The organism is Bosea sp. BIWAKO-01 (assembly GCF_001748145.1).
GTDB lineage: Bacteria > Pseudomonadota > Alphaproteobacteria > Rhizobiales > Beijerinckiaceae > Allobosea.
This window is the reverse complement of sequence record NZ_BCQA01000001.1, coordinates 6,186,786-6,199,843: the sequence shown is the minus strand read 5'-3', so window position 1 is coordinate 6,199,843 and position 13,058 is coordinate 6,186,786. Positions and strand designations below refer to the sequence as shown.

12 protein-coding genes are annotated in these 13,058 nt (G+C 63.0%); 5 read left to right on the top strand and 7 right to left on the bottom strand.

What is annotated here, in order from left to right; genetic code table 11:
- The first annotated feature begins 31 nt into the window (after positions 1–31).
- Complete coding sequence (locus BIWAKO_RS28860) at positions 32–466, top strand: MarR family winged helix-turn-helix transcriptional regulator (RefSeq protein ID WP_141740274.1); 435 nt, start codon at positions 32–34, stop codon at positions 464–466.
- Positions 467–757: 291 nt separating this feature from the next.
- Positions 758–2,188 carry an IS1182 family transposase gene (locus BIWAKO_RS28855; RefSeq protein ID WP_069879486.1) on the top strand — a complete coding sequence of 477 codons (1,431 nt, stop codon included), beginning with the start codon at positions 758–760 and terminating at the stop codon, positions 2,186–2,188.
- A gap of 366 nt (positions 2,189–2,554) precedes the next feature.
- Here the strand turns inward: BIWAKO_RS28855 and BIWAKO_RS28850 are convergent, their stop codons facing one another.
- From BIWAKO_RS28850 to BIWAKO_RS28840, 3 genes are all read right to left on the bottom strand, one after another.
- Entirely contained in the window at positions 2,555–2,998 is a 444-nt protein-coding gene (locus BIWAKO_RS28850; protein WP_069881572.1) for an SRPBCC family protein, read from the bottom strand.
- Between the two features lie 284 nt (positions 2,999–3,282).
- Entirely contained in the window at positions 3,283–4,047 is a 765-nt protein-coding gene (locus BIWAKO_RS28845) for an alpha/beta fold hydrolase (RefSeq protein ID WP_069882892.1), read from the bottom strand.
- Between the two features lie 299 nt (positions 4,048–4,346).
- Complete coding sequence (locus BIWAKO_RS28840; RefSeq protein ID WP_201788662.1) at positions 4,347–5,618, bottom strand: ATP-dependent nuclease; 1,272 nt, start codon at positions 5,616–5,618, stop codon at positions 4,347–4,349.
- Positions 5,619–6,489: 871 nt separating this feature from the next.
- On the opposite strand from BIWAKO_RS28840, the gene BIWAKO_RS28835 reads away from it, so the two are divergent.
- Together BIWAKO_RS28835 and BIWAKO_RS28830 are read left to right on the top strand one after the other, a co-directional pair.
- On the top strand, positions 6,490–6,669 hold the full coding sequence (locus BIWAKO_RS28835) for a hypothetical protein (RefSeq protein ID WP_069882891.1): 180 nt from the start codon (positions 6,490–6,492) through the stop codon (positions 6,667–6,669).
- A 176-nt stretch (positions 6,670–6,845) separates the two neighbouring features.
- Positions 6,846–7,178, top strand: a complete 333-nt coding sequence (locus BIWAKO_RS28830; protein WP_069882890.1) for a YciI family protein — start codon at positions 6,846–6,848, stop codon at positions 7,176–7,178.
- 45 nt (positions 7,179–7,223) lie between these two features.
- On the opposite strand, the gene BIWAKO_RS28825 is transcribed toward BIWAKO_RS28830, so the two are convergent.
- The 4 genes from BIWAKO_RS28825 to BIWAKO_RS28815 all read right to left on the bottom strand — a co-directional run bounded on the left by BIWAKO_RS28825 (position 7,224) and on the right by BIWAKO_RS28815 (position 10,816).
- Positions 7,224–8,567 carry an ATP-binding protein gene (locus BIWAKO_RS28825; protein WP_069881570.1) on the bottom strand — a complete coding sequence of 448 codons (1,344 nt, stop codon included), beginning with the start codon at positions 8,565–8,567 and terminating at the stop codon, positions 7,224–7,226.
- Positions 8,564–9,196 carry a response regulator gene (locus BIWAKO_RS28820; RefSeq protein WP_084651965.1) on the bottom strand — a complete coding sequence of 211 codons (633 nt, stop codon included), beginning with the start codon at positions 9,194–9,196 and terminating at the stop codon, positions 8,564–8,566. The genes BIWAKO_RS28825 and BIWAKO_RS28820 overlap by 4 nt, the downstream gene beginning before the upstream one ends.
- 21 nt (positions 9,197–9,217) lie before the next feature.
- Positions 9,218–9,478, bottom strand: a complete 261-nt coding sequence (locus BIWAKO_RS35030; protein ID WP_084651963.1) for a hypothetical protein — start codon at positions 9,476–9,478, stop codon at positions 9,218–9,220.
- A 384-nt stretch (positions 9,479–9,862) separates the two neighbouring features.
- A complete protein-coding gene (locus BIWAKO_RS28815) occupies positions 9,863–10,816 on the bottom strand; it encodes a WD40 repeat domain-containing protein (RefSeq protein ID WP_141740273.1) in 954 nt (317 codons plus the stop codon).
- Positions 10,817–11,373: 557 nt separating this feature from the next.
- Between BIWAKO_RS28815 and BIWAKO_RS28810 the strand changes: the two genes are divergently transcribed.
- Positions 11,374–12,408, top strand: a complete 1,035-nt coding sequence (locus BIWAKO_RS28810) for an IS110 family RNA-guided transposase (protein WP_069881568.1) — start codon at positions 11,374–11,376, stop codon at positions 12,406–12,408.
- Positions 12,409–13,058: the final 650 nt, after the last annotated feature.

Sequence of the window (13,058 nt, the reverse complement as noted above, 5' to 3'; positions counted from 1 at the left end):
AAGTCAATGCCCTATCCCCGAAAGTTTGCCGATGAAAACCGAGGACATGCTGATCGGCGCCCTGCTGCGCGTTCCGGCGCAAGCGATCCAGCGCCGGCTTATCATGGAGCTCAACGCTGCCGGCTTTGACGAGCTGCGCCTGCCGCATATGGCGGTCCTGCAGTTTCCCGGGCCGGACAAGGTTCGCCCGGGCACGCTCGCCGAGCGCTCCGGCATGAGCAAACAGGCCATCAACCAGCTGCTGAGGAGCCTCGAGGGTTTCGGCTATATCGTCCGGTCCGACGTTCAAGGTGAGGGCGGAGCGCGTCTGATCTATTTGACTGAACGCGGGCACGCCGCATTCTCCAAGATGGTCTACGTATTGTGCGACATCGAGCGCGAGTGGAGCGCCGAACTTGGGCCGGAGCGTTTCGCCCAGCTCAAAGCGCTGCTGTTTCTCGTCTGGGATAGTCCGCTGGCTCGCTAGCTGAAGGCATTTGCGGATTCCTCAGCTTACTCGCGTCGTCGCAATTGTTGCTCCATTCGGCCCAAAGGCGCCGACGTGATCCGTTCACCGGCTGCGCTTTCCTTCCCCTATGGGTCGAGAGTGGAACTCTGGTCAGCAGACTCGTGGCGTCTGCTTTGGGGCAATGCCTCAATGTCCGCAAATGGCGCGGATCGGCAGAAATTGAGTGTGCCGCCGAAGTTCCGCTTCCCACCGAGGCTGTGTGGAAACGGGCTGATCTGGTAGGCTTTCTGGAGCGATCCGAGGGCTTGCATGGCGCGCTACATCGAAGGCGAGACCCGGCTGCAGAGACTGCTCCTGCCCGACTGTCTTGAGGACTACGTCAGCGAAGATAATCCGGTCCGGGTGGTGGATGTCTTCATCGACGAACTCGATCTGGGAACGATGGGCTTTGCCGGCCCGGCCTCGACGGGGCGGCCTGGATACCACCCCGCTACCCTTCTCAAGCTGTACCTCTACGGCTACCTCAACCAGGTTCAGTCGAGCCGCCGGCTGGAGCGCGAGGCCGGCCGCAACGTCGAGGTGATGTGGCTGACGGGCAAGCTTGCGCCCGACTTCAAGACCATCGCCGACTTTCGCCGTGACAATGGGGCTGCGATCCGGGCTGCCTGCGCGCAGTTCGTCGTGCTGTGCCGCCAACTCGGCCTTCTGGCAGGCGGCACCGTGGCCGTGGACGGCAGCCGGTTCAAGGCCGTCAACACGCGCGACAAGAACTTCACGCCCGGCGCGATCCGTCGCCGGATGGAGCAGGTGGAGGCAAGCATCGCACGCTATCTGTCGCTGCTCGATACGGCCGACCGGCAGGAGGATGACGTCGCGCAGATGCGCAGCATCCGCCTCAAGGACCGGCTTGATCGCCTGCGTCAGCAGATGCGTGACCTCCAGGCGATGGACCACGTCGTCGCGGTGGCGCCAGACCGTCAGGTCTCGCTGACCGATCCCGACGCCCGCGCCATGGCCACCAACGGCAAGGGCACTGGCCTCGTCGGCTACAACGTTCAGGCGGCGGTCGACGCCAAACATCATCTGATCGTGGCTCATGAGGTCACCAACATCGGCCACGACCGCAGCCAGCTCGCCAGCATGGGGCGTCAGGCAAAGGATGCGACAGGAGCCGGTGCGCTGACTGTGCTGGCCGATCGCGGCTACTTCTCAGGCGAGGAGGTCCTGGCCTGCGACGAGATCGGCATCTCCGCCATCGTCCCCAAGCCCCTGACATCAGGGGCCAAAGCCGACGGGCGCTGGGGCAAGCAGGACTTCACCTACGATGCTCCGAGCGACACCTATCGCTGTCCCGCCGGCGAGACGCTCACATGGCGCTTCTCATCGGTCGAGAAGGATCTGACACTCCATACCTACTGGGCCGACGGCTGCGGAGCCTGCCTGGTCAAAGACCAATGCACCACCGGCAAGCAGCGCCGCATCAAGCGCTGGGAGCACGAGGTGGTGATCGAGGCCATGCAGCGCCGGCTCGATCGCATGCCCGACGCCATGCGGATCCGAAGGCGCACGGTCGAGCACGTCTTCGGCACGATCAAGGACTGGATGGGCCGAAGTCACTTCCTGACCCGCCACCTCCCCAATGTCGGAACCGAGATGAGCCTCCATGTGCTGGCCTACAATCTCAAGCGGGCCATCGCCATCCTCGGCGCGGCGACGTTGATGAAGGCCATGAGAGCCTGACCCTCAGACCCTGTCGCATCGTCAGAGCACGACCCTGAAAGACGTTTCCACACGGCCTCCACCCACCTGCGACCTTCGGAACGTCCGGTCATTGGCAGAGGCCCGGCGGGCCGGGAGCGGATGGTGGTCTTTGCTACCTAATTCCTCCGCTTCAAAGGATGGGGTGAGCCGGTTGAGCGTCCTGATCTCGAGATGGATCAGTTCGCCGGGGAGGGCGCGCTCGTAGCGGAGCACCGGCTTGCTCGGGCTGGGCCCCCGATACCGTTCGCGGGGGCAGGGGGCCGAACCAGCCGACGCTCGCTGCGGCGAGGCCGGTCGGGCGCAGGCGCGATCGATCGTCCCGGATCCGGTCCGGTCCCGGGTTTGCTACTGGTTGATCTCGGGCTCGACGAGTTTCGTGAGCTTGCGCAGGGATTCCTGCCAGCCGAGATAGCAGGCCTCGGCAGGGATCACGTCCGGCACGCCCTCTTGCTCGATATTCACCTCGGTGCCGACGGACACGGCCTGCAAATTCACCGTGACCTTCATCTCGCCCGGCAGGTTCGGGTCGTCGAACCTGTCGGTGTAGACGAGGCGCTGTCCCGGAACGAGCTCCAGATACGCTCCGCCAAAGGAGTGGCTGTGTCCCGTGGTGAAGTTCCGGAAGGACATGCGGTGATGGCCGCCGACCTTCGCATCGAGCTCATGGACGGTGCAGGTAAAGCCGTATGGGGGCAGCCAGCTCGCAATCGCGTCCGGTTCGAGGAACGCGCGATAGAGTTTCTCGGGCCTGGCGGCGATGACGCGGTGCAGACGGATGGTGCTCGGCATGGATCTCTCCTTCTGGTTCGGTTTTAAGGAGTTCGGTTCTTTCCCGGCGGGCGGCCTTTCACCTGGACATATCCACGACGAACGGGCCGGTGAGAATTCGACAGCGCGTCCGAAAAAATCCGGAGCTGCGGCCAGCCCCGTCATCGCTCCACTATCGCCCGGGATATTCAAGCTGCATCGCGACGACATCGCTGGTCCGCGCGCCGTAGCGGGCGGTGATCGCGCAGGGCCTCGATGCGTCGATCGCCGGCGAGGTCGCCAGACGGCCGGGGAAATCCGAAGGCTCAGCCTGTCGCCTTGCCAATCGCCTCGGCGAGCCCACCCGGATTGTCCCATGCCATCGAATGGCCCGCCTGGGGCACGATCGCGACGCCGCATCCCTGATCCGCCAAGCCATCAAATTCGGGGGCCGGCAGCGAGCGCTCTCCAACGAGGAGCGTTTTCGGCATGGGGAGGTCGCCGAGCATCTCGCGCCATGTCGGCTGGCATCCGGCGATCAGCGATGCTGCTTCCCGGTGGACCGCGAACGGGGCGCTGATGGCCAATGAGGCAGCCCAGACCGTATTGCCGGCCGCCCTTGCGGCAGCGACCGTCTCCGCATGACCATGCGCTACGAACTCGCCCTCGGACATGTCGGCGATTGCCCTGCTGAACACGCCACCGCCCGGCTCCAGATTCGGCTCGCCAAGGACGAGCGCTTCGACCCTTGCCCCGAGCAACGCAGCCAGGGTGATCGCCACTGCCCCTCCCATGCTGTGACCGAAGAGGCTGACAGGCCCCTCGCAGACGCTCCCGATGAGCTCGGCCATCGAGCGAGCATGGCCTTCGATGGAATAGCAGAACTCGGCCGGCCTTTCGCTGAAGCCGGAGCCGAGCAGATCGACCAGGATCGCCCGGCGCCCGGCCAAGGCCGTATCCGCGACCACGCGCGGATAGTCGCAGGATGACGCACAGCCGAGACCGTGGATGAATACCAGGGGCGTGCCGGCCCCGGGAATGTCCTGATAAAGGATATTGGCGGACGCCATCTTCGCCCAGAAAGCCTTCACGACCCGCTCCATCGACTGCCAGGGCAGCTCCGCTAACCCGCTGCGCCGCCGCACCACGTCAGCATGATCTGTCGCGTCTCCCCGCTTGCCGAGCGCTGAGAAGATGGGTGCTCCCAGTTCATCAACCGGCTCCCCGCCAGACATCGAGAGCGGGTGAAGCGCTGCCCTGCCATGCGACCGAGATCCGCGCAGATCTCGTTATCGCTCAGCTAAAGTGACGCGGCCGTTTGCAGACCTACGGAAGTTCGTGCTTGGGTAGAAATCAGAAATTCGCCACCCATAGGTCCTACCCTTCATTGCTAGGCTGGAATACCCTTACGATTCGGGTCCATAAGCCAAGATCTTACGCTCCCAAGAAACGCCCACACATCATCATTTCCAGGCCGCAGGAACGACGGGCTCTCGGGGTCTTCACCCATCGATTCAAATACTGGAATAAGCCAGCCGGGGCCGTGACCGCCGACTCCCAATGCTTTAACCCAAGATTCTAGCTCCCCACCGGGCACTACGAACACACCGTATTCTGCCAAGCTCTGAAGCAAATTCTGAGTTGCTTCCCGCTCTGCTCCAACGAGGGCCTCAACTCCACCGTCACGCTTCATGTTCTTCCCTGAGGAAGTAAACGCCTGCATCACAGATGTTCGCAGGGTGGCCAGCGACGGATGCGTGATAGGCGGAATACTAGAGGCCGAGAGGAGGTTCGCCCAAGGAGCGCCGCCCTCCTTCAAGACATCAATGTCAACTATTGCAGCGGTTGGAATGCCAAGCTCACGCAATGGCCGCATGATTATCTGCACAGTCTGCTTGTTCTGCGCGTGAAGAAATAGGCAATTTGGTATACCCCACTCGGGTTTGAACCGAAGCAATCGCTCATTTATTTCCTGATAGAACGCTCTGTCGGTGTCAGATTCGGTCACAACAACAAACTCATAGAACAGGACGCTCAGGACGCCTGTTGAACGAAGTAGGGGATTGCGCATCAAACGGAGCAAATCGGCGCTCGGTAGAACGCGGGCCGTTGCTACCCCGTCTCGGTACGTCAGCCTCACAATGTTTACTGGTGCGCCGGATTGAATGCAGCCCATCACAAACGTGGGGCTATGCGTCGATACAAACACGCGCTTGTCAGTATTAAGCGCGGCTCGTGACAGTTCATATCCGAGGTTAAATGCGAGCGATGGGTGCAGGAATGCCTCGGGCTCATCGATCAGCAGGATTTTAGGATCACCTGCAATGACCTCGGTGATAATACCGGTGAACGCCTTTACGCCGTCACTCGCTAACTCAATGGGCTGTGCTGCCGCGTGAAACTGCACCGCAGCTTCGTGCAAGCCTCGCTCTTCTAATTCATCCACAGGCGGCCGGCGTGACAATCTTATTCTGAAAAATCCAATGTTCGTCGGATCTATAACAAAATATGACCCAAACGCATCCTTGATAATGCGACGAACTTCTTCTCGCTTAGCATTATCTCTAAATAGAAACTGGAAAATCATGTGAGGTGGCTGTTGAAGATCTCCGGAGCTCTGCGGAGAAATCAGATCAATTCTGCTCTTTCCGTCGAGTTTCAATATAACATGCCTAAGAAACCACTGGCAGTACCCTACAATGGATGACTCTGGAGCTTGAACCATGGTTCTTAGTTGTTTATGAGGAAGTTGCGTCCTTCCTCTCCGAGAGCTAACGTATACATGCCCAAGCTGATGGGGCTCTCCAGGGTTCGGAGGCGAAATTACGCTTGCTAACAACTCCTCTGCTTGTTCCTCAGTCCGGCCCGTCAGTCTTAACGAGTCTAGTATTAGCGCATTCCCCATGGGGCCGTTTGTACAAAACTCATCTATCTCCGTCAGGATGCGGCTCTTCCCAGAGTTATTTGGGCCAACAAAGACCGTAATGGGAGTAAGATCGATGGGGGTAACAGCAGCGTGAGGCGCCCGGCCGAACTTAAGAAGCAATTGGCCAAACATGCTTATCCGGCCTCACCATCTAGCATGCCAACACTTGCGCGATGGCATGCCTCAAAGGAATCGTCTCCCTCAAGCAATGAGGGCGGCACCCCATTGCCTGTCAAGCTTCGCTCCTATGGCCCTTAGTTCGCGCTAAGCGCCTGAGAGTTGGAAGGCTTGAATGGTGATTTATGGATGATGAGACGCTGCGGCCTCGTGGGAAGTCTAGCACTGAACGTCAAAGCTGTTGGTCGGCGTGCTTGTGGCATGAGCAGCTACGGAGAAGTGCTACCTTAAATTTCAGAAACGGGTCGATTCCGGTCGTGACGCAGCGGCGGAGCAGAGGTCTGCTTTCGGATGGAGACCCAGGTTCTGCTTCTGGCGCCGAGCGGCCGGATGGGTTCGGCCTCCATCGACACGTGGGGCCAAATTCGTCGCCATCGCTGCTATAGTGGACAAGAATGCGGGAGATGTCCTGGCGAAGAAGGAGAAGATCGTGGCCGAGAGATTTGAACGGCATCGCCAGCCCTGGACAGCGGAGGAACTGGCGAAGCTGAAGCTGCTCGCCGGGAAGGGCATGGCCCTGAAGGCGATTTCGAAGGCGATGACCCGCAGCGAGGAATCCATCAAGGACCGCGCCAAGCTCGATGGCATCGGGATCGCCAAGCTCCGCTAGACCATCGGACCGGACATCCCTTCCGGCCGATGATCCAACCCCTTGGTGTTTGCATCGGCCTTGCCCCGAAATCAGCACTCCACTTTTCCGGCCAATGCTTTGGCCCCGCCGATGCTTCGGCCCGGCCGATGCTTTGGTCCTGCCGATGCTTGGGCCCTTTGGAAGGAGGCGACCCCGTGCCGAAATTCGTGACGATCGGGTATGGAGACCGTGAAGGTTACGACCGTACCCCGGTGGCCGTCAGAGACGCAGCCCACGCCCATGATGCAACGCTGCGGAAGAACGGCGTATTGATGGGTATCGCGGGCGTTCCCGTGCAGGTGCGCAACCCCGACGCTGCCCAGGTTGAAACGGCCAATGGCCCATTCATGACGTCGTCATTGCCGGTGGCGGGCTTTGCCATCATCGAAGCCGCCGATCTGGCCGAGGCCATCGATATGGTTTCGCGAACGCCCTGCGCCGTCGCCCATGGTGTCGTTGAGGTGTGGCCGCTCGAGCAGCGCTCATGAAACGGCACGTCGCGCTGCGGCACGGCCGGGCAAAGGTGCAAGCGCTCAGGCGCCCTCGGGAGCCGCAGCGGCCTGGCGCGGCAGGCTGATCCGGGCGAGCAGGCCGCGCGGCTGGTTGTCGTGCAGGGTCAGCTCGCCATCATGGGCGGCCGCGATCGACCGGGTGATGGCGAGGCCGAGGCCAAACCCTTCTGAATCGATCCGCCCGCGTGCTTCGTCGCCGCGCATGAAGGGCTCGAGCAGGCGCAAGCGATCGGCTTGCGGAATACCGGGGCCGTCGTCGGCCACCTCGATCAGGAGGGCATCGGTTTCGTCGCGAAGGCGGATGATCACTTGCGTACCATGGCGCACCGCGTTCTCGACGAGATTGGTCACGGCGCGCTCCAGCTGCTGGGCATCGCCTGTCGCCACGAGCCGCCGCGGTCCCTCATAGCGCGTCGCCTTGCCGATATCGCTGAACTCGTCCGCGATGGTCTGGAGCAGGCTGGACAGGTCGACGGCACTGCGCTGCTGGCGCCGGTCGACATCGCGCAGATAGGACAGCGCGCCCTGCACCATGGTGCCCATATGCTCAAGATCGCGAGTGAACTGGGCGCGCAGGACGTGGTCCTCGATGAACTCGACACGCAGGCGCATGCGCGTGATCGGCGTCCTCAGGTCATGGCTGATCGCCGCCAGCATGCGCGTGCGGTCGGCAAACAGCGCATGGATACGGTCTCTCAGGCGGTTGAGGGCACGCGCGGCGGTGCGGACTTCGAGGGGGCCCTCCTCGGGCAGCGGCGCGGGATCGCGGTCGATCGAAAACTCCTCGGCCGCCGAGGCGAAGCGCGCGAGCGGCGCCGTGATGCCGCGCGAGGCCCAGAGCGTGAGCGCGCCGATATTGAGCCCGAGCACGATGATCGTGGCGACGACCAGAATGGAGACGGGGCGCGGTGGCGGTGTCCCCATCCCGCCAGCCGCGATCGCGACATCGAGGCCCGTGCCGTCGGGAAGCCGGATTGCATAGCCTTGCGGCGGCCTGTCTCCCTCCGGCATCGGGTTCGGCTGCACCACAAAACCCGGGCCCAGGCGCTGCGCCATGCCCTCCGCGGCGAAAGGATGCGGCTTCGACGGCGAGGGGGCAGGGTCCGTGCCCGATAGCGTGAACCGGAAGCGCCGGTCGGCCGCGTTCGCGGTCTCGACGACCATCTGGCGCAGCTGCGGCGGCGTCTGCGCCACCAGCTTGGCGATCGTCGCGACGCTCTCATAGGCCGGCGGGCCCGGTCTGCCGCGGGGCGCCTGCCAGACCAGCGTGACGGAGAGAACGAGATAGAGCAGGCCGATCACGCCGACCACGAGCAGCGCGATCTGGCTGCCGATCCGGGCGGGCAGGCGAAACGGGTGGATCATTGCCGTGCGACGGCGGGCGTGAAGAGATAGCCGCCCGCGCGGATCGTCTTGATCAGTTCGGGCTCGCGCGGCTCGCGCTCGATCTTCTGGCGCAGCCGGCTGATCAGGATATCGATGCTGCGCTCGAACGGGGAGGCGGCGCGCCCCTGCGTCAGATCGAGCAGGGCGTCGCGCGCGAGCACACGCCCGGGGCGCTCGCAGAAGACCCGCAGCAGATCGAACTCGGCGCCGGTCACGGCGACACGGACCTTGTCGGGATTGGTCAGCTCGCGGTTATTGGCGTTCAGCGTCCAGCCCGCGAAGGAAAAGGCGCCGGGCGGCTCGTCCTGGCCGGCCTGTCCGCCGCCCCGTCGCCGCAGCACCGCCCGGATGCGGGCCAGGAGCTCGCGCGGGTTGAACGGTTTGCCGAGATAGTCGTCGGCCCCCATTTCGAGGCCGATGATCCTGTCGACATCCTCGCTGCGGGCGGTGAGCATGATGATCGGCACCTGCGTCGTCAGGCCCAGCCGCCGGCAGATCGAGAACCCGTCCTCGCCCGGCAGATTGAGATCGAGCACGATCAGGTCGAACCGGCCGTCCCGCAGGAGCTTGTCCATTTCGCGCCCGTCGCGCGCGGTCGAGGTCCGCATGCCTCAGGTCCCACGCAGCCGTCATCGTGGCGCGGGAAGAGCGCTCACATCGCGACATCGGATCGTGCCGTCCGACACGATCCGGGCTGTGCCGATGGCCTGCTCTCGCCCCGTCACCGGATCGCGATAGATCATGCGGCTGCAGGCCGAGGCCGTATCGGCGGTGTCAGGCCCGAAGATGCGCAAGAGCACCACGCTCAGCCACATGGCTGCTGCGGCGAGGACCCCGAGCGCGCGCCGCAGCGACGAACCCGACCGTGAGGGTGAAACGATATCCGGCATGAGCGCTCCGACGCTGCGAGAGCCTGCCGGATGGGCCGCCTTTGTGGCCCCAATGCCGAACGGATGTTGCTGGAGTGTTTCTGTTTGTATCGCTGGGCGCATCCTCTGCATCGGGTGCAGGACGGAGCAGGCGCCTTGCCGATATGTCGAGCCACCTACTCGGCATCGCCTTGCATCGACGGGTGCGCCGGGTGTCGCCATCGCGCGATAAGCGGACTCTGGCCCTACGCCCGAAAGCCGATCTCCTGGCGCACAGCGGCACGGCCGAAAGCTACCCTAAACGGACCTCGCCAATATCCTCTCTCGGGATTTCTGGCTCGCCAGCGGCGCGACGATAGCGGGTGCCAATTCAGCCCAATTTGCGAAGGTCTGTGCGGAGGGCCATCACGGTCCGATGTCATACATCACGAGACGTGAGCGGCAGCTGATCCACGCGGCACGGCTATCCCGCGAAAAGCCAATCGCACATTCGCTCATCCCAGGGCTGGGTATCTCTTGAAGCACCTCGCCCGTTTCCATGGAAATGAGGGCAGCGGTTGGTCCTCGATCTTCTGTGAGCATCAAGATCAGCGCGTATCGGCCATCCCGGCTGATCGCAGGCACGCCGTAGCTCGACGATGCCTTTGCTGTCCCACTGACGGACCAGATCAGCCTTCCGCTTGGCAATTCACGCAGTTCGGCGCTGGTATCTGTGTCAGGCGTCCATTGGGAACAGTCCGAGCCGCTGCGATCGCAGTTTCCGCCGAATGCGCGCAAATTCTTCATCACAAGCACGTTGCGGCCGTCGGGACTGAGCGCGAACTCTGTCCGCCAGACCGTGACGCCGACAGGGACGATCTGGGGCCGCTCACCTTGAACCCACAGGACCCATTGATTGGGTGAGAAGGCGATCAGGGCATGGATACGGCCATCGGCGCCCAGAACCGATGCGACCGCATTGGTTCTGGCATTCCCGGTGAGGCCGGGCACAGCATTCTTCTCGATTGATTGTATGACTTGCCCGGTGCGCGCATTCACGAACGCGATGGTCGGTTGTGGATCAGCATGCTCTGGTTGGTAGTAGGCGCCCCTGGTCCCGAAAGCGGCCACGGCCATGCCCGCTTGCCCCGCCCAGTATAGCTCGTCCAGGGGGCCGGCCGGGCTCAGGAGGTCCGGCAGTTGCCGCGTCGTGCCGTCCACCGAAAAGAGGAAAGGCTTGAGCGGCCCCAGGGCGAAGCCGCCAGGTTTCGAGGTCTCCTGTCTGACACCCAGGACCGAGCGCGCGTCCTCAGACCACGCGAAGGGCAGGTCGCCACCGGGAATGAGGCCGGTCACGCGCCCATCGAAGCGCTGGAGCACGGGCTCATCCTCCATAGTAGCGAGCCATAAACCATTGACGCTGTCGAAAACGAAGACAGCGCTCCCGTCCAGCGACAGTGTCGGCGGAGACACGGGATAATTGCTTAGCGGAAATCGGAGGCAATGGACCTTCGCAAGCGTCAGCGGGCCGGCGCTGAAAGGTGCATAGACCGCGACAGGATCAGTGGCCCCGCTGCCGCATCCAACGACCACCGGAGTGGCCGCTCCCGCCCCACAAGCCGTGAATGTCACCCACAGAAGCAGAGTTAGCACTGGGAAACGATAGCGCATGATGCCCCGCGCAAAGTTGGGTCCTGGTGAGAGGTAAACCTGACGGTTTTGCCATTCTGGCGGCAGCGACCGGTTTTCGGTAGTCGCTATATATCCGGAAGCCACCCATCTCGGTCATTGCGCTCGCATTGCAGCTACCCGTTCGCCTGACGCCATTTGCGGACATTGGAGCATTGCCCAAAAGCAGATGGGGTGGATGGCTCCCGCTCCCGGCGTTGCAGCGCCACAGTGGTGCTGTCACGCAGCACGAGCTTGGAGCGACCACGATGGAGATCACGACTGTCGGCATCGACTTGGCCAAGAATGTCTTCCAGGTGCACGCTATCAGCGGAACAGGAGAGGTCCTCGCTCGTCGAGCACTGAGGCGAGCTCAGGTCATACCCTTCTTCCGCAGGCTTTCTCCCTGCCTGGTCGGCATGGAGGCCTGCGGCACGAGCCATCACTGGGCGCGCGAACTGACCTCTCTGGGGCATACTGTGCGATTGATGCCGCCGGCCTACGTCAAGCCATACGTGAAGCGAGGCAAGACCGACGCCGCTGATGCGGAGGCGATCTGCGAGGCGGTCACGCGCCGGACCATGCGCTTCGTCCCGGTCAAGTCTGTCGAGCAGCAGGCCGCGCTGGCCCTTCATCGGACCCGCGACCTCCTCGTTCGTCAGCGTACGCAACTCATCAACATGATCCGGGGGCTCCTGGCCGAGTTCGGCATCGATATCCCGAAGGGCATCACCCACGCCCTGGCCTTTGTGCGACGCGCTGTGGCCGGTGGCGCGCATGAGGTTCTCGATCTCGCCGCCAAGGTGATCAGCGCCTTGGCCGAGCAAGCGATCGAAGTTCAGAACCGCATCCGCCAGCTCGAACGAGACTTGCTGGTCTGGTACCGATCGAACGATCTCGCGCGGCGCATTGCCACCGTCCCCGGCGTGGGCCTGCTCGGAGCGAGCGCGCTGGCGGCCACTGTCACCGATCCGACCCAGTTCCGCTCCGGGCGCCAGTTCGCGGCCTGGCTGGGACTGACGCCGCTCAACAACTCCAGCGGCGGCAAGGAGCGCCTTGGCCGCATCTCCAAAATGGGCGATCAATACCTGCGGCGCCTTCTGGTCACGGGCATGACGTCGCTGGTCAGACGCAACAAGCACCACCCCGATGCAGCGGATCCTCGCGTGAACGCGCTACTCACCCGCAAGCCGATACGGCTCGTCACCGTCGCCCTGGCGAACCGGGCAGCGCGGGCGATCTGGGCCATCATGGTTCGGGGCGAGATTTATCGCATGCCAGCGCCCAGCGTGGCAGCAGCCTGAGGATCAGTAGCAAATCAGCGCGCTACACGCGCGAAGGAGGTTGCGAGGACCCTGTGATGATGGCGCACCGGTCAGACTGGGGATGAGGACAACCCGCCTAACGTCGAGGGCATAAAAGCCCGCAAAGCAGAATGGGACCTTATCCACGGAAACCATCAGGGCCAGCGGTCAATGACCGCGCGAACAGGCCGGACACAAGACTGCACCCGACCATCACGCCAAACCGTCACAGACCCCTTGCAACGCGGGAGCCATCCACACAAGACGCTACCAGCGTGCTGACCAAAGTTCCGCTCTCGAACCATTGCGGACGCAAGGGCCGGTCATCGCTGTCTCTTCAACCGCCGCTGCGCCTCAGCCTCGCTGATCTCGCGATAGCCTTCATCGACCAGCTTCCGGACACATTTCCCGTCGGATCGAAGCTTGCTGGCCTCGTCATAAAATCCGACCCCGTATGCGCTGCCGCCACAGGCGATTGCCCGGCCATCTCCGTCCCGGATGAACTGGCGAAGGGGCGTGAACCCTTCCATGCACCCGGCCACAGCCATGGCGCAGGAAAGTGCCAAGACCGCCCAGCAGCGCGCTTACGAGCTCGACCAGGACAAGGTCGCGAACCCGCCCAGTGAAAAAGGGCGCGAGCGGCTGAGGTT

Excerpts from the sequence above, each read along its gene's own strand:
- BIWAKO_RS28810 (WP_069881568.1), top strand. The coding sequence starts at position 11,374 with ATGGAGATCACGACTGTCGGCATCGACTTGGCCAAGAATGTCTTCCAG.
- BIWAKO_RS35030 (WP_084651963.1), bottom strand. The coding sequence starts at position 9,478 with ATGCCGGATATCGTTTCACCCTCACGGTCGGGTTCGTCGCTGCGGCGC.
- BIWAKO_RS28855 (WP_069879486.1), top strand. The coding sequence starts at position 758 with ATGGCGCGCTACATCGAAGGCGAGACCCGGCTGCAGAGACTGCTCCTG.
- BIWAKO_RS28860 (WP_141740274.1), top strand. The coding sequence starts at position 32 with ATGAAAACCGAGGACATGCTGATCGGCGCCCTGCTGCGCGTTCCGGCG.
- BIWAKO_RS28825 (WP_069881570.1), bottom strand. The coding sequence starts at position 8,567 with ATGATCCACCCGTTTCGCCTGCCCGCCCGGATCGGCAGCCAGATCGCG.
- BIWAKO_RS28850 (WP_069881572.1), bottom strand. The coding sequence starts at position 2,998 with ATGCCGAGCACCATCCGTCTGCACCGCGTCATCGCCGCCAGGCCCGAG.
- BIWAKO_RS28820 (WP_084651965.1), bottom strand. The coding sequence starts at position 9,196 with ATGCGGACCTCGACCGCGCGCGACGGGCGCGAAATGGACAAGCTCCTG.